15 protein-coding genes and 1 pseudogene are annotated in these 14,838 nt (G+C 71.4%); 6 read left to right on the top strand and 10 right to left on the bottom strand.

Annotation, left to right across the window (positions count from 1 at the left end; all coding sequences use genetic code 11):
• Window positions 1–3 precede the first annotated feature (3 nt).
• The gene (locus ACFP2V_RS36440; protein ID WP_381220248.1) at window positions 4–900 is read right to left on the bottom strand and encodes a universal stress protein; all 897 of its coding nucleotides are present in this window, start codon (window positions 898–900) and stop codon (window positions 4–6) included.
• Between the two features lie 338 nt (window positions 901–1,238).
• Here ACFP2V_RS36440 and ACFP2V_RS36435 point away from each other — a divergent pair, with 338 nt between their 5' ends.
• Complete coding sequence (locus ACFP2V_RS36435) at window positions 1,239–1,709, top strand: cation:proton antiporter regulatory subunit (RefSeq protein ID WP_381220246.1); 471 nt, start codon at window positions 1,239–1,241, stop codon at window positions 1,707–1,709.
• A gap of 2 nt (window positions 1,710–1,711) precedes the next feature.
• Entirely contained in the window at window positions 1,712–1,837 is a 126-nt protein-coding gene (locus ACFP2V_RS36430; protein ID WP_381220243.1) for a hypothetical protein, read from the top strand.
• Between the two features lie 84 nt (window positions 1,838–1,921).
• Here ACFP2V_RS36430 and ACFP2V_RS36425 read toward each other — a convergent pair whose 3' ends face one another.
• From ACFP2V_RS36425 to ACFP2V_RS36410, 4 genes are all read right to left on the bottom strand, one after another.
• Window positions 1,922–3,028, bottom strand: coding sequence for a DNA polymerase III subunit beta family protein (locus ACFP2V_RS36425; RefSeq protein ID WP_381220240.1), 1,107 nt, complete (start codon window positions 3,026–3,028; stop codon window positions 1,922–1,924).
• Between the two features lie 46 nt (window positions 3,029–3,074).
• Window positions 3,075–3,662: a chloramphenicol phosphotransferase CPT family protein gene (locus ACFP2V_RS36420; RefSeq protein WP_381220237.1), complete on the bottom strand. Its 588-nt coding sequence runs from the start codon at window positions 3,660–3,662 to the stop codon at window positions 3,075–3,077.
• 17 nt (window positions 3,663–3,679) lie between these two features.
• Window positions 3,680–4,159, bottom strand: a complete 480-nt coding sequence (locus ACFP2V_RS36415) for a hypothetical protein (protein ID WP_381220234.1) — start codon at window positions 4,157–4,159, stop codon at window positions 3,680–3,682.
• A 275-nt stretch (window positions 4,160–4,434) separates the two neighbouring features.
• On the bottom strand, window positions 4,435–4,827 hold the full coding sequence (locus tag ACFP2V_RS36410; RefSeq protein WP_381220231.1) for a DUF5997 family protein: 393 nt from the start codon (window positions 4,825–4,827) through the stop codon (window positions 4,435–4,437).
• Between the two features lie 177 nt (window positions 4,828–5,004).
• On the opposite strand from ACFP2V_RS36410, the gene ACFP2V_RS36405 reads away from it, so the two are divergent.
• Complete coding sequence (locus tag ACFP2V_RS36405) at window positions 5,005–5,820, top strand: LysR family substrate-binding domain-containing protein (protein WP_381220228.1); 816 nt, start codon at window positions 5,005–5,007, stop codon at window positions 5,818–5,820.
• Between the two features lie 26 nt (window positions 5,821–5,846).
• Here ACFP2V_RS36405 and ACFP2V_RS36400 read toward each other — a convergent pair whose 3' ends face one another.
• Window positions 5,847–6,596, bottom strand: coding sequence for a DUF4142 domain-containing protein (locus tag ACFP2V_RS36400; protein ID WP_381220226.1), 750 nt, complete (start codon window positions 6,594–6,596; stop codon window positions 5,847–5,849).
• A 517-nt stretch (window positions 6,597–7,113) separates the two neighbouring features.
• Here ACFP2V_RS36400 and ACFP2V_RS36395 point away from each other — a divergent pair.
• The gene (locus ACFP2V_RS36395; RefSeq protein WP_381220574.1) at window positions 7,114–8,229 is read left to right on the top strand and encodes a lactonase family protein; all 1,116 of its coding nucleotides are present in this window, start codon (window positions 7,114–7,116) and stop codon (window positions 8,227–8,229) included.
• Window positions 8,230–8,392: 163 nt separating this feature from the next.
• On the opposite strand, the gene ACFP2V_RS36390 is transcribed toward ACFP2V_RS36395, so the two are convergent.
• Both ACFP2V_RS36390 and ACFP2V_RS36385 read right to left on the bottom strand, forming a co-directional pair.
• A complete protein-coding gene (locus tag ACFP2V_RS36390; RefSeq protein WP_381220223.1) occupies window positions 8,393–9,316 on the bottom strand; it encodes a sirohydrochlorin chelatase in 924 nt (307 codons plus the stop codon).
• Window positions 9,317–9,400: 84 nt separating this feature from the next.
• A complete protein-coding gene (locus tag ACFP2V_RS36385; RefSeq protein ID WP_381220571.1) occupies window positions 9,401–10,513 on the bottom strand; it encodes an N-acetylglucosamine kinase in 1,113 nt (370 codons plus the stop codon).
• 169 nt (window positions 10,514–10,682) lie between these two features.
• Here ACFP2V_RS36385 and ACFP2V_RS36380 point away from each other — a divergent pair, with 169 nt between their 5' ends.
• On the top strand, window positions 10,683–11,390 hold the full coding sequence (locus tag ACFP2V_RS36380) for a uracil-DNA glycosylase (protein WP_381220220.1): 708 nt from the start codon (window positions 10,683–10,685) through the stop codon (window positions 11,388–11,390).
• Window positions 11,391–11,567: 177 nt separating this feature from the next.
• On the opposite strand, the pseudogene tnpA reads toward ACFP2V_RS36380, so the two are convergent.
• Window positions 11,568–12,004 (bottom strand): annotated as a pseudogene (tnpA, locus tag ACFP2V_RS36375) (IS200/IS605 family transposase).
• A gap of 84 nt (window positions 12,005–12,088) precedes the next feature.
• Here tnpA and ACFP2V_RS36370 point away from each other — a divergent pair.
• Window positions 12,089–13,336: an RNA-guided endonuclease InsQ/TnpB family protein gene (locus ACFP2V_RS36370; RefSeq protein WP_381220569.1), complete on the top strand. Its 1,248-nt coding sequence runs from the start codon at window positions 12,089–12,091 to the stop codon at window positions 13,334–13,336.
• A gap of 221 nt (window positions 13,337–13,557) precedes the next feature.
• Here the strand turns inward: ACFP2V_RS36370 and ACFP2V_RS36365 are convergent, their stop codons facing one another.
• Entirely contained in the window at window positions 13,558–14,712 is a 1,155-nt protein-coding gene (locus ACFP2V_RS36365) for a WD40/YVTN/BNR-like repeat-containing protein (RefSeq protein ID WP_381220218.1), read from the bottom strand.
• Window positions 14,713–14,838: the final 126 nt, after the last annotated feature.

The following is a 14,838-nucleotide window of genomic DNA, read 5'->3' as shown; positions in this document are numbered from 1 at the left end:
GGGCTATGCGTCCCCGTCCTTCTCCCCGCCGCCGCGGACGACCGCCACCGGGCAGTGGGCGTGGTGCAGCATCGCCTGGCTGACCGAGCCGAGCAGCAGTCCTGAGAACCCGCCCCGCCCCCGGGCCCCGACCACCAGCAACTGCGCCGTACGGCTCGCCTCGATGAGCGCTTCGCGCGTTCCGCCGTGCACGACCTCGTGCCGCACCTTCACACCGGGGTGCCGCTCCTGCTGCCCGGCCAGTGCCTCGGACAGCAGACGCTCCTCACCCGCCCTCAGCGCGTCGGGCCCGCTCGCGTAGGGAGCCTTCTCGTCCTGCGGCGGGGGCGCCGGCGCGTTCCAGGTGGTCCAGGAGTGCAGCGCGACCAGTTCGGCCCCGCGCAGCGACGCCTCGGCGAAGGCGAAGCCGATCGCCTTCGCGCCCGCCGGGGAACCGTCGACCCCGACCACCACAGGCCCGTCCGAGGCGCCCGTCTCCCGCACGATCAGCACCGGGCACCGCCCGTGGCTCGCCAGGTGCACCGCCGTCGATCCCACCAGAAGCCCGACGAAACCTCCCATGCCACGCGATCCGATGACCACCAGTTCCGCGTTGAGGGACTGCGCCTCCAGTACGGTCAGCGGTTCGCCCGTCACCACGGCGTGCGAGACCTCCACGTCCGGCGCCACGGACCTGGCGTGCTCCACCGCCTCGGCCACCAGCTTCTCGACCATGGTCCGCAGACCGCCCTCGGGCGGTCCCAGCGGCGAGGGTCCCAGCGGCACATGCATGGCGGGCCAGAGGAACGCATGCACCACCCGCAGTTCGGTCCCGCGCCGCCGGGCCTCCTCGGCCGCGGCCCCCACCGCGGCCAGACTCGATGCCGACCCGTCAACTCCGACTACGACCAGACCACCCATCACGCCTCCTGAATCGGTATGTCATATAAATGGTCCCACGGGCATGCCTCGCCGCCATGGGACCTACGGGCCACCTCCCGCGGCCGACCTGACCAGACGATTTCCGGAGCTGCCGGTTCCAGCCCCGCGCACGGCATGGCACCACTCCAGGGCCCACGGGGGAGGGTCGGTGGCCGTCACAACTGTTGCCCATCCGTGGCGTTACCCAATATCTCGGCGAGATCGCGGGATGACACGATGTCTCCACGGGGGCTGACCATCAGCGCGATGAGGGTCCCCGCCCATGGACGGACGACAGAAGAAAACCGGGAAGGGGACGGGCTGTGCCTGCTCCACGGATGAGCACCACGCCGCTGCCGGGCATCGGCGTGAAATACGATCTCACCACGCGTGAGCACCAGCACCTGTCCGTGATCGCGCACCGGGACGGCGCACGCACGGTCAACGTCTACCGGACCGACGACCCGGACGCCTGCGCCCAGTCGCTGCGGCTGAACGTCGCCGAATCGGCCGCCCTGATCGACGCGCTGACGCCCGCTCACCACAGTCCGAACCTGCTGCACACGACCGACCTCGGCCTGGTCGCCGAGCGCATCGAACTGTCCGCCGCCTCGCACTGGAACGGCAGGTTGCTGGGCGAGACCAGGATCCGCACCGACACCGGAGCCTCGATCGTGGCCGTACTGCGCAGGGCCGAGGCGATCCCGTCCCCGACGCCCGACTTCCGCCTGGCGGGCGGGGACACACTCATCGTCATCGGCACCCGGGAGGGCATCGAGACCGCCGCCGAGATCCTCGGGCGGGAATGAGCATGAAGAAGGCCCCCACGGACGGCATTCCCGCCCCCGCCGAGGCCGCACCCGCCCCCGCTTCCGCCATGGCCCCCGCCCTGGAGATGCTGGAGCCTGTGGAGGACGGAAAGACCGGACGGCCATAGCGCCGGGCCGCCCTCTTCTGCCGCCCGGGTCCCGTGCTCCCCGCCCTGATCGGGGCCGTGGAGCACGGGGCTTCTGCTGAGGCCCTAGCCGTCCAGTCGGACCGGCATCAGCAGGGAGAACGTGTCCTCGTCGTCCGGTCGGCGGATCGCGACGGGCGCCGTGGGGGCGCCGAACTCCAATACCAGTCGGTCACGGGCCCCGGCGTCGAGGGCATCCAGCAGGAACGTACGGTTGACCGCGACACGGTCGCCGTTCCCGTTCACCCCGCCGTCCCCGTCCGTACCGTCGTCGCAGACCTGCACCGCGCCGTCGGCACCGGCTCCGATCACACTGACGTCGAAGACCGCCCCGTCCTGCTCGCGCACCTCGCCCGTACGGACGGGGCCCTCCTGCACCGCCTCCCGGAAGGCGGCCACGTCGACCACGGCGCGGCGCCCGGCGGGGAGGCTGACCAGACGGAGATAGTCCGGGAAGTCGTGATCGAGGGACTGACCGGCCACCTGGCGACCGCCCCCGGTCTCCAGGGTCACCCGGTCACCGTCCACGGCAAGCCGTACGGGCTCGGTGCCGCCGACCAGCGCCCGCATCGCGTCGACGAGTGGCAGGGGCACCACGACCTGCACGCGCGGCCCGCCGTGCCCGGTGACCGGGACCCGCGCGACAGCCAGCCGGTACCGGTCGGTGGCCACGAGGCGCAACGCGTCGCCATCGAGGTCGAAGAGGACTCCGCCGAGCATCGGCAACTCGGGGTCGGTACAGGCCGCGAAGCGGACCGCGTCCAACGCGGCGGCCAGTTCGGATGAGGCAAGGGCAGGCCGGGCCGTGGCGGTACGGAGCGGGGTCATGGATTTCTCCCTGTCGTCGAGTAGGGCTCGGAGCGTGGAGAACTCACCGCGGGCATCGGCCAGCCCTCGTTCCAGGCGGCGCAGGTGTGCCTCAAGGAGCTGCTGTACGAGATCGGTGTCCGCGCCGGTCCAGCCGGCCAACACCAGCCGGATGTCGGCCAGGGGCATACCGGCCCGCCGCAGCCGCGCCAGCAGCCGGGCCTCGTCCAGCTGCCCGGGGGCGTACCAGCGGTAGCCGCTCACCGGATCGACCCAGGCGGGTACGAGCACACCGGCACGGTCGTAGAACCGCAGGGCGCTCACGCTCAGGCCGCTGTCCCGGGCCATCTCACCAATGCTGCGCATCTCGCTCTCCACACCCGAGACCCTCATGCCTCGACAAGGTCGAGGGTCAACCCCGCGCCTGCTCCCTCCCCGCTCGGTCGGCCGCCAGGTGACGGCGGCGGAGGCGGGTGAAAGCCGTGGGACCGGGCCGGCGCGCGAGGAACTCCTTGACGCGCTGTGCGCACTCGCGAGGGCTTGCCGTGCCGGTGCCGCACACCAGGTCGTAGTCGCCGTGGGCGTGGAACGGATCGTACCGGTGCGCCGCGAGGCCCGGCGGGCGGCCGCCCCGGGCCGGCTCGCGACGGGTCAGTTCGTCCGGCGGACAGTGGACACCGACGAACAGAACGTCCTCCGGAGGCAACACCGTCAGGCAGTCGAGCAGTCGCCACGGTTCGCTCAGCACATGGTCGACCACGATGTCGTTGTCCACTCCGGCCATGGCCGTGATTGAGCGGTGGAGGCCTTCCCGGGTCTGCCGCAGCGCGGTGTCGAGCTGCTCCGCCCCGAGCTCTCGCCTGGTGCGCATCGCGCTGAAGCCGTCGACGGCCAGGTGGAAGAAGACACCGTCGCCCAGGACGTCCAGAAGCTCCCGGACGGTGCTCGTCCTGCCCGAACCGGAGGTGCCGTTGAGGAAGGTGATCCGGCCGGATGTCATACCGCCATGATCGCCTGTCACCAGCCCCCCGGCTCCGCCCCCGCCGGGGTCAGAACGGCGAGGGTGCCGGTGGCCCTGCGGAGGGCCTGTTCGAGGGGGACGGGGGAGTGCAGGGTGCCGGTGCCGTCCGGGGGTACGAGCCATTCCAGGCGGCCGGTGGGCCGGTACGGCGGGGGCACCGCCACCCAGGAGCCCCGGCCGACATGCCGTACGCCGAACCCGATCCACTCGCCGGCCGGGTCAGGCGGCAGGAAGAAGCCGACGCGGCGGGCCGTGACGTCCACCAGGGTGGGGCCGGGCACCTTCAGCGGATCGTTCCACAGGAGATCCAGGGCGAGCAGTCCGAGCCGGTCGGGAACGCTGAGCACGTCCCAATAGCGTCCCGCCGCCAGCAGTGCTGTCCCCGTGCCGTGGTCCCACTGCCGTTTGCACTCACGGGGATCCCCGGCTGCGGCGGCCAGCCATTCGACGGCCTGTTTCCATCTGACGCTCTGCATGTCCCACCCCGGGCACGGTTGGCCGCGCCGCTGCGGGCGCGTACTGGATCCGGGCCGACGGTCCCACGGGCGTGCGCCGGTCCGGTGTGCAGCCATGGTGATAGATATTTCTATGCGCCGGAAGGTGTACTGCAGGCTTACGTTCCCTCGTTCCGCTTCGTGCGGCATCCCACTCGAACGAGAACACCCCCGAGGGGAAAATCCGTTCGGGGGTGTTCGACGTCAGAGGGTGTGACGCGAGGAGAGGGGGGGTGCGCCGTGGTCAGTTGCCGTGGTCAGCTGTTGTGCTTCGCGCGTTCCGCGTTCCGCTGCTTGATCCGCTCCGCCTCCTTGCGGACCTCGGCCTGAGTGGCCTGCTCACGCTCCAGCCACTCGGGGCGTTCCTCCCTGAGGGCGTCGATCTGCTCCGTGGTGAGCGGCTCGGTGATTCCGCCGCGGGCGAGACCGGCGATGGAGACACCCAGCCTCGACGCGACCACGGGGCGGGGGTGCGGGCCGTTGCGCCGCAGCTCCTGCAGCCACTGGGGCGGGTCGGCCTGGAGCGCGTTCAGCTCGGCGCGTGAGACGACACCCTCCCGGAACTCGGCGGGGGTGGCCTCGAGGTACACACCCAGTTTCTTCGCCGCGGTCGCGGGCTTCATCGTCTGGGTGTTTTGGTGCGACGTCATGGTGCCCAGGGTATCGACCGTACGCGCGACCGCCGACCACCATCGACGACCACAGCCCCTTGGCGTGATCGCCGAGCAGGACCGGGGGCCGCGACCGGCTGCCGTGATCGGTGGTCATCATCCACGGTCCACGGTCCACGGTCCATGGCTCGTGGCCACGGACGGTAACCTGGCCGGGTGAAAGGCTCGGATGTATCCCCGTCGTTCCGGCTCGTGTACGCACCCGGGGTGATGCCCGGCAAGTGGGTGCGCGTCTGGAATGAGCGGCTGCCCGGTGTCCCGCTGGCCCTCACCCAGGTGCCCGCCGCGGAGACGGGCGGCCTGCTGCTGGCCGGTGACGCGGACGCGGGCCTCGTCCGGCTGCCCGTCGACCGGACGGTGCTCAGCGCGATCCCCCTCTACACCGAACAGACGGTCGTCGTGGTTCCCAAGGACCACCTCGTGACGGCGGTCGACGAGGTGTCCCCGGAGGACCTGGCCGACGAGATCGTGCTGCACCCCCTCGACGACGTCCTCACCTGGGAGACCCTGTCCGGGAGGCCCGCCCTCGAACGCCCCGCGACCACTGCCGACGCCGTCGAGCTCGTCGCGGCCGGGATCGGCGTGCTCGTCGTACCGCTGTCCCTGGCGCGGCTGTACCACCGCAAGGACCTCACCCACCGGCCGCTCAAGGACGCCCCCGAGTCCGGTGTGGCGCTGGCGTGGCCCGAGGCCGCGACCACCGACCTGGTGGAGGACTTCATCGGGATCGTCCGCGGCCGGACCGTCAACAGCACCCGGGGCCGCACCCAGCCCCAGGATTCCGCGCAGGAGAAGCAGAAGAAGCAGGACAAGCCCAGGCGCACCGCCGATAAGGGCGCTGCCCGGCAGCAGGCGGCGGGCGGGCCGGCCGGCCGAGGGCAGCGGAGGGGCACCGGCGGGGCACCTAAGAAGAAGGGCACCGGCGGCACACCGAAGAACCCGCGCCGGGGCAAACCCCGCCGCGGGTCCTGACGCCTGGCTCCCGGTGGCCGGGACTCCTACTTCACCGTCGCGCCCGGTGTCGGCGCCGGGGAGACCGTGTTGAGGTCCTTCAGCTCCTCGGGAATCTCGAGCACCAGCACCGGGGAGCCCGCCTGCGGGGCCGGCGGCGTCACCTGCTCCCGGGGCATCTTGGGCGGGCTGGTCTGCTGGAAGTTGACCTGCTCGTGATTGACCAGGCCGGTCTTCTCCAGGACCGTGATGTGGTCGAGCACCGTGTCGTTGGCCTGGTCCGCCAACTGCCGCACCAGGGTGTTCCTGGTGTTGGCCCGGACCTTGGCGATCACCGAGAAGATCTGGCCGTGCGTCACCCTCATGATGTTCACGGCCGTGGTGTCGAACTCCTTGTCGTTGGTGGACTTGATGGTCTCCACGAACTGCTGCTGCTGGGGGGAAGCCTGGTTGGGCAGGGTGATGCCCAGTTCGAGGGAGATCCTGCGGCAGCTCTCGTCGAGCCGTCCGTGCCCGACGACCAGGTGCTCTCCGGCCTCCTTCATCTCCGGTGTCGTACCCCGCTCCCTCGCCAGCAGACCCAGGGGGTGTTCCCACAGCCCGGCCGCGCGCACCTTGACCACGAAATCACGGTCGGCCTCGGTCAGCTGTCCGTACTGCGTGTTGGCGACGACCCGGTCCTGGGTGCTCGATGTGGTCTGCACGCCCAGCATGGTGGGGTAGGCGAGCGCGGTGAGGGTGAGAACCATGGCTCCGCCCACGAACGCGGTTCCTGCCGTGCTGCGCGAGATGCGCATCGTTCCTCCTGGTGTATCAACAGCCCAACACCAGGGAGTACGGATGAGAGCGGCAGGACAATCACCGTTCCGGAAGAAATTTTCTGCCAAGGCGCGGCGGCGTTACCGGGCGTCGAGCCCAGATATTCGATATTACGAACACCGTGCAGATGGTCGACCGGACGATAGGGAGGGGCGGGAGGGCGTCAACGGGTCGGGAGGGACCGGATCCGGACGTTCGCCGGAGACACCCGCCCCATGGCGCCAGGGTCCTGGACCGCGGCCGCCGTGCGGACGCCCCCGGCGGCGACGGAACCGGCCCTGGCCCATCTCCACGGCCTGGAGTGGGCCCTCGCCGAACTCGCCGCCCCTGCGGGCACCACCGTCCGGGTCTCCGCTGGTCGGGGCCTGAGGGCGACGGCCTGCGGGGTCGGGCGGAGCGCCCTTCCTGGTCCAGACCTTTAGTGATCGACTGCTAGCGTCACCCCGGTCGGCCGGAAGCGAGAGGGGATCAGGCGTGAGCGTGGAGGACGCGGGCGTGACGAACGGCAGGCGGCGGGCGTTCATAGGAACGTTCACGACGGCGGGCGGCCCGGGCATCGTCACCGCCGCCCTCACTCCCGACGACGGCTCCCTGACCGTGCTGAGCACCGTGAACGGCCTGCCCGACCCCTCCTGCCTGGCGCTCTCTCCCGACGGACGGACGCTCTACGCGGTCAGTGAGACAGCCGAAGGGGCCGTGGCCGCGTTCCGGGTGCCCGGAGCCGGGGCCGGGGAAGGAAGGGACACACCGGAGCAGGCCGGACCCGCGGTGCCGGTCCACGGCAACGGGCCGACCCACCTCTGCCTTTTCGCCGGACACGTCCTCACGGCCAACTACGGTTCGGGCAGCGTCACCGCCGTCCCCGTCCGCGCCGACGGGAGCCTGGCACGCTCCGCGTCCGGGGTGTTCCCGCACACCGGCCCGGACCCTCACCCGCACCGCCGGCAGCGGCCGCATGCCCATCAGGTGCAGCCCGACCCGAGCGGCCGCTGGGCGGTCGGCGTCGACCTCGGCACGGACTCGGTACGGGTGTACACCCTGGCCGACGGGGCTCCCGCGCGACACCGCGAGGTGGCGCTGCGCCCCGGCTCGGGCCCGCGCCACCTGGCCTTCCACCCGGACGGCACGCGCGCGTACCTCCTCAACGAACTCAGCCCCACCCTGACCGTCTGCAGCTGGGACGCCGCCGAGGGCAGGCTGCGGCCGCTCACCGAGATTCCCGTCCTGCCCGGTGCCCCGTCCGGCGACGCCTACCCGTCGGGCGTCGCAGTCTCGCCCGACGGCCGCTTCGTATGGACCGCGACCCGCGGAGAGGACGTCCTGTCGGTGTTCGCGGTAGAGCAGGGCGCGGACCGCGCGGGCCACCTTGACCGCTCGGCCGGAAGCGACGGGGCGGCCGGGGCGGAGAGGACGGCCGGGCTGCGGCTGATCGCCACCGTCCCCTGCGGCGGTCACTGGCCCCGCGCGCTCATCGAGTCCCACGGCTTCCTGTACGTGGCGAACGAGCGCTCCGGGGACGTGACCTGGTTCGCGGTCGACCCGGCCACCGGAATCCCCCGGCGCCGCGGCTCGATCCCGGTGACGGCGGCGTCGTGCGTGGTCGTCGGCTGAGCGATTCCCCGAGTGCAGGGAGCCTGAGTGAGGGGGCCCCGCCCGCACGCGCGGCTCGGGGGTGCCGCGTCGCTCCCGGCCGTACACGCCGAAAGGCCCGCTCCGGTGGTCGGAGCGGGCCTGTTCGGCGTCTGCGTCGTGGAGCGGATGAGCCCGCCCGGGGTCAGTTCGCCGGAGTGCTCTGCGTCTGCTGCGGGCTGATGCCCAGCGCGGAGGTGTACCTGGCCAGGGCGAGCTTGCCGATCGCCGGGTAGGGACCCAGCGCCTCGGCGGCGGAGCAGCCCACCTCCTTCGCGGCCTCCTCGACCAGGCTCGCGTCGATCTCGGGGCCGATCAGGTACGGTGCGAGCGCCAGCTGCTGCGAACCGGAATCGCGCAGCTGCTCGGCCACCGACGCGATCGAGCCCTCCTCGTCCAGGGCCGCCGCCATCACCGGCACGGCAAGGCGCGCGGCGAGCAGCATGCCGGTGATCCCGGCCGCCTGTACGGCCTCGTCACCGCCCACGGAGGCGAGGATGATGCCGTCCGCGGCGGTCGCCACGGTGAACAGGCGGGCACGGTCGGCGCGAGCCAGTCCGGCCTCGGACAGCCGTACGTGCAGCGCCTCCGCGAGCAGCGGGTGCGGGCCGAGCACGTCGGTCAGCTCGGCGGCGACACGGCTGTCCATCAGGGCCTGACGGACCTGGCGCAACAGCGCGCTGTCCGGACCGGCGAGCAGCGGCACGACGACGGCGACGGGGCCGTCCGGCTCCTTGGCGTCCAGGCCGGCCGCGCGCGCCTGCTCGAAACGGGCGGCGCGCTCCTCGGCGGCGTACGCCAGCACCGACTGCAGCGTGGGAAACTCTGCGTCGTCCCCGTCGAGGTAACCGGTCCGGGCGTCCAGGCCCGGCAGCTCGGAACGGGCGATGCTGATGACCTCGTCGGCGAGGGAGCGGGTGGCGCTGCTGGGAGTACCCGGCACGGCGAGGACGAGCGCGGGCGCGCCTTCGGGAGCCACCAGAGGCTCGGGACGGCGGTGCCGTCCGGGCTGGCGGGGGCGCGGCATTCGTACTGGCAGGCCGGACGCGGGCCCAGTGGGGGTGCTCATGGAGCGGAATGTTAGTGGTTTCCTGTGCTCCCCTGTTCGGGGAGGGTGCGCCTGCGCGGACTACATCCGTTTTTGTCTGATGTGTCATGTATGGGTATCGGGCGCACCGGCGCCCCCCTCACCTGCCGGGCTCGTCACGCACAGCATCTTCTCGTCACCCGGAAGGGTGAACGAATCGGTCGCGAGGTCCGTGGCGATACGTACCGCCCCGTGCAACGGATCTCCTTCCGCCGCCACCCGCCGTGCCCAGGGCAGCCGTTTCGCCAGTTCCTCGCCCAGGGGGACGAGGAGGGGGTCGCCCAGGTTGAGCAGGCCACCGGTGAACGCCACCAGCGGCTCGCCCGCGTCCGGGCCCTCGCCCGACCCCGACCCTCCGGCCGACCCCCCGCCCCCTCCCGAGCCCGTCTCCGGGCAGACGGCCGCCGCCGAGTCCGCCATGTGCCGGGCGGCCGCCCGCAGAATGTCCGAGGCGACGGCGTCACCGTCGGCGCACTCGGCCACCCGGGGTGCGAAGGAGGCGAGGACGGCCGCCCGGTCGGTACGCGGATACAGACGGCCGGGAAGCGTCGCCGCCGGGCCGAACGTCTCCTCGGCGAGTTCCAGTAGGCGGCCGGAGCCGCCGTCCCGTCCGTCATGGGCGCGCAGCGCCGCCTCCAGGCCGGCCCGCCCGATCCACGCGCCACCGCCGCAGTCGCCGAGCAGATGCCCCCAGCCGTCCGCCCGGCGCCAGCCGGCCAGATCGGTGCCGACGGCGATCAGACCCGTACCGGCGGCGACCACGGCACCCGGCCGCGGCCCCAGGGCGCCGACGTAGGCGGTGACGGCGTCGGCGGCCAGAGCGACGCGGCACACCCCCAGTTCCCGGGAGAGTGCTGCCGGCAGCACGGCGCGCAGCGCGTCCCCGAGACTGGCCAGCCCCGCCGCACCGACGACCGCCGTGTCCAGCCGTCCGATGCCGGCCTCGACGGCCAGTCCCCGGGCCATGGGCACCAGTTGTTCCATCAGATGGCCGGGGTCGATCCCCCGGGAGCCGGTGCGCACCGGCTCCGCGGACGCACCCCGGGCGAGCGGACCGCGTCCGGCGGTACCGACGACGACCCGCAGCCCCGAGCCCCCGGAGTCCACGGCGACGAACCCGGGCCCGGCGACCGTCGCGCCTGTCGCCGCCGCCCCCTGCCGGGTTGACGGACCACTGATCGGCGAACCGCTCGTCGGCGCACCGTTGTCGGACGGACGCAACGGGCTCCCCTCTCTTCCCGGGCCTCGACCTCGACGGGGAGGAAGAGTAGCGCCCCAGGGCGCCCCCGACGCATGAAGCGGGCTGCTGGGCCAGGGGTGTCGGTGCGAGCCAGTAGAGTGATCCGCCGTGGCACCACGACCCTTGCATGAACTTGTTGAGCCCGGCTGGGCAAAGGCCCTGGAACCGGTGGCCGGACGCGTCGCGGCCATGGGGGACTTCCTGCGCGCGGAGGTCGCGGCCGGCCGGACGTACCTCCCGGCGGGAGCGAATGTCCTGCGGGCGTTCCAGCAACCCTTCGACGACGTAAGGGTCCTGATCGTCGGTCAGGACCCATATCCGACACCGGGAATGGCGATCGGGCTGAGCTTCGCGGTGTCGCCGGACGTGCGGTCGCTGCCGGGCAGCCTCGAGAACATCTACCGGGAGCTGAACACCGACCTGGGCCTGCCCAGGCCCGTCAACGGTGATCTGACCCCGTGGACCGAACAGGGCGTCCTGCTGCTCAACCGGGCGCTCACCACCGCCCCGCGCAAGCCCGCCGCGCACCGGGGCAAGGGCTGGGAGGAAGTCACCGAGCAGGCCATCCGCGCCCTGGCCGCGCGGGGCGGGCCGCTGGTGTCGATTCTGTGGGGGAGGGACGCGCGCAACCTGCGCCCGCTGCTGGGGGACTATCCGGCGATCGAGTCGGCGCACCCCTCGCCCATGTCGGCGGACCGCGGTTTCTTCGGCTCGCGCCCGTTCAGCCGGGCCAACGACTACCTGGTCCGGCAGGGCGCGGCCCCCGTGGACTGGCGACTGCCGTCCGCCCAAGAGGCGAACGCGCCGGCCGGGTAGCGCCGTCGGGGCGAGGGCCGTAACGGAAAGGAGGGCGGTCAGGACCGCGGCTCCCAGGGCATAGGTCTTCCAGTTCTTGTGCGCAGTACGCACGGCGGTCCCCTGTGTGCGGTCATCCGGTCCGAGTGTTCCGAGTGTTCAGCCGGTTACCGGGACTCGTGCAGAAAGCCCCGGCGTTCACGCCGGGGATGAATGCATCTCAGGACTGCTCTGACGTGCACCTTGGAGTGGACGTTGTTGCTGCTCGATGTACTGGCGGACGATCGCCAACGGTGCTCCGCCGCACGATGCGGAGAAATACGAGGGCGACCACAAGTGTCCGTGCATGATGGCGCGGTTGATCCGGCCGGTGAACTTTCCCCCCGGCCTTCGGCCGGGAGGTGTCCCCAGCCGTATCCGGCGGGCGGAGACGCCCTTGAGGCTGTTGACCAGCTTGGAGACGGCGACCTTGGGCGGGTAGTTGATCAGGAGGTGGACGTGATCGCGTCCGCCGTTGAACTTCTTCAGTTCCGCTTCGGAGTCCTCGCAGACCTTGCGCATGATCTCTTCGCAGTGCGTCGGCATCTCGTCGTCGAACACCCGCGCAGGTGCTTCGTCACGAAGACCAGGCGCACATCTCCCTCACGGGAATAATGCGTCTTATATGCCTTTCGTCGTTCCGTGCCGTGATGAGGTCAATGATCGTAGGGTCTTGGTTTGTGCAGCTCCGCTACAACTACCGGGCCTACCCGGACGCCGCCCAGCGCCGTGCGCTGGCGCAGGCGTTCGGGTGCGCCCGCGTGGTGTGGAACGACTGCCTGCGCGACCGCAAGGAGGCGCACGCGGCGGGACTGCCGTACGTGACGTCGGCCGAGCTGTCCCGGCTTCGCATCACCCAGGCCAAGCGCACCGCCGAACGCGCCTGGCTCGCCGACGTCTCCGCGGTCGTCCTGCAGCAGTCCCTGCGGGACCTCGATACCGCCTACCAGAACTTCTTCGACAGTCTCAAGAACAAGCGGCAGGGCCGCAAGGTCGGCCCGCCCCGCTACAAGTCGAAGAAGGACACCCGCCAGTCGATCCGCCTCAACACCAACGCCTTCTCCCTCCAGGCGGGCGGCACGGTGTACGTGGCCAAGGTCGGTAACCTCAAGGTCACGTGGTCCCGCCGGCTTCCGGCCGCGCCCACGTCCCTGACCGTCACCAAGGACAGCTGTGGCCGCTACTTTTTGAGCTTCGTCGTGGACACCGAGCCGGACATCCTCCCCGGCCTTCAGACCGACGCCGGTCTCGACCTCGGCCTGTCCGCCTTCGCCGTCCTGTCCGACGGCCGCAGGATCGACAGCCCCCGCTTCCTGCGCCGGGCGGAGAAGAAACTCAAGCGCCTCCAGCGGGACCTGTGCCGCAAGACCAAGGGGTCGAAGAACCGGGCCAGGGCCCGCCTCAAGGTCGCACGCCAGCACGCCAGGGTGGCCGACCGGCGCCGGGACTTCCACCACAAGGCATCCACACGGATCATTCGCGACAACCAAGCGGTGTACGTGGAAGACCTCGCGGTGGCCGGTCTCGGCCGCACCCGGCTCGCCAAGTCCGTGCACGACGCGGGCTGGTCCGCGTTCGTCGGCATGCTGGAGTACAAGGCGGTCAAGCACGGACGCATCTTCGCCAGGGTGGACCGCTTCTTCCCGTCCTCCCAGGTCTGCTCGGCCTGCGGATTTCGGGACGGACCCAAGCCGCTGCACGTGAGGGAGTGGACGTGCAAGGCGTGCGGCACGGTGCACGACCGCGACCACAACGCGGCCCGCAACGTCCTGTTCGAAGGACGCCGAATCGTCGCCGCCGGACGGGCGGAGACGCTAAACGCCTCGTGGAGCGCCGGTAGGACCAGGTCGAAAGTCCCGGCACAGCGCGTTGAAGCAGGAAGCCACCGGAAGGGTCAGCCGACCCAGGCCGGAATCCCTGGCCTTTAGGCCAGGGAGCACGTCAAGTTGATGACGCCGAGAGGAGACGGGGAAATTCCGTCCGTGCGGAATCGTGACGGCACGCAGACATTGAGGTCGTGCTTCCGGCTCGCCGTCTCAGGGCTGCCCCGAGGCTCCTCCGGACGGCGGGTGGTTCGCTTCGCGGGGCGGCAGGCGGCTGCGCCTGCGGGGCCAGTAGGTCCGATCCCTCGGGCTTCAGCCGATTCGTTTCACGGGAGAACCGCGGCCCGGACGCACAGCACGTCCGGCAGATGCGCGGCGAGCTGCCGCCAGCTGTCGCCGTCGTCGGCCGACGCGTACACCTCGCCGTTGCGGTTTCCGAAGTACACGCCCGCCGGGTCGGCGCCGTCGTGGCACATCGCGTCGCGCAGCACCGTGCCGTAGTGATCGCCCCGCGGCAGGCCCGCGCCGAGCGGCTCCCAGCTTCGGCCCGCGTCCGTCGTGCGGTAGACGCGGCAGCGCCGGTCGGCCGGTACGCGGTCGGAGTCGGCGTTGATCGGGAACACGTACGCCGTGTCACCCCGATGCGGATGGGCCACGACCGCGAAGCCGAACGTCGACGGCAGCCCGGCACCGATGTCGGTCCAGTGCGCGCCCGCGTCGTCGCTGCGGTACACACCCCAGTGGTTCTGCAGATACAGCCGATCCGGTGTCACCGTGTCCCGGGCCACCTTGTGCACGCACTGGCCGAACTCCGGGTTCGGATCCGGCAGGAACACCGCGGAGACCCCGGAGTTGGACGGGGCCCAGTTCGAACCGCCGTCCAGCGTGCGGAACACGCCCGCCGTGGACACGGCGACCGTCACCGCCCGCGGATCCCGCTCGTCGGTCAGCACGGTGTGCAGGCCCTCACCGCCGCCGCCCGGCACCCATCGGGAACGGGTCGGATGCTCCCACAGCGGCCGGACCAGGTCGAAGGTCTCCCCGCGGTCCTCCGAGCGGTAGAGCGCGGCCGGTTCCGTGCCCGCGTACACCACGTCCGGCTCCGCGGCCGCCGGATGGAGCTGCCAGACCCGCTCCAGCGACGCCCCCGTGTCCCTGGGGAACTTGACGGCGGGCCGAGCCGGTTCGGTCCAGGTCCGGCCCAGGTCGTCGGAGTGGAACACGGACGGGCCCCAGTGCGCGCTGTCACCACCGACCAGCAGTCTCGGTGCCGGACCGCGGGTGTCGACGGCGACCGAGTACACCGCCTGCGCGTTGAAGTAAGGGCTTTCGTCGAACTCCCAGTCGGTACCCCGCCTGCGCCCGATGAACAGACCTTTGCGGGTGCCCACGGCGAGCAGAACCTCGGACATGCCGATCACCTCCGCGACGTCTTCGTCGACGTCCTCGTTCCGGACACCCGCCAGTCTGCACCCCACCACTGACAGTCACCTCCGGATCAGGCGCCGACGCAGGTCGGAGCGGTGCGGCGGAATGTGAGGCGGGTGCGGCGGATCGCGCGACGGACCGGTCGCGGGACGGGCCGTGGACGGGTGTGGGCCGGCCTT

This window comes from Streptomyces incanus, assembly GCF_042656345.1.
GTDB classification, from domain to species: domain Bacteria; phylum Actinomycetota; class Actinomycetes; order Streptomycetales; family Streptomycetaceae; genus Streptomyces; species Streptomyces incanus.
This window is presented reverse-complemented; position numbering and strand designations above follow the sequence as displayed.

Bases quoted from the DNA above. Each gene is read 5' to 3' on its own strand.
- ACFP2V_RS36440 (WP_381220248.1), bottom strand. From the start codon at position 900: ATGGGTGGTCTGGTCGTAGTCGGAGTTGACGGGTCGGCATCGAGTCTG.
- ACFP2V_RS36435 (WP_381220246.1), top strand. From the start codon at position 1,239: ATGAGCACCACGCCGCTGCCGGGCATCGGCGTGAAATACGATCTCACC.
- ACFP2V_RS36430 (WP_381220243.1), top strand. From the start codon at position 1,712: ATGAAGAAGGCCCCCACGGACGGCATTCCCGCCCCCGCCGAGGCCGCA.
- ACFP2V_RS36425 (WP_381220240.1), bottom strand. From the start codon at position 3,028: ATGCGCAGCATTGGTGAGATGGCCCGGGACAGCGGCCTGAGCGTGAGC.
- ACFP2V_RS36420 (WP_381220237.1), bottom strand. From the start codon at position 3,662: ATGACATCCGGCCGGATCACCTTCCTCAACGGCACCTCCGGTTCGGGC.
- ACFP2V_RS36415 (WP_381220234.1), bottom strand. From the start codon at position 4,159: ATGCAGAGCGTCAGATGGAAACAGGCCGTCGAATGGCTGGCCGCCGCA.
- ACFP2V_RS36410 (WP_381220231.1), bottom strand. From the start codon at position 4,827: ATGACGTCGCACCAAAACACCCAGACGATGAAGCCCGCGACCGCGGCG.
- ACFP2V_RS36400 (WP_381220226.1), bottom strand. From the start codon at position 6,596: ATGCGCATCTCGCGCAGCACGGCAGGAACCGCGTTCGTGGGCGGAGCC.
- ACFP2V_RS36390 (WP_381220223.1), bottom strand. From the start codon at position 9,316: ATGAGCACCCCCACTGGGCCCGCGTCCGGCCTGCCAGTACGAATGCCG.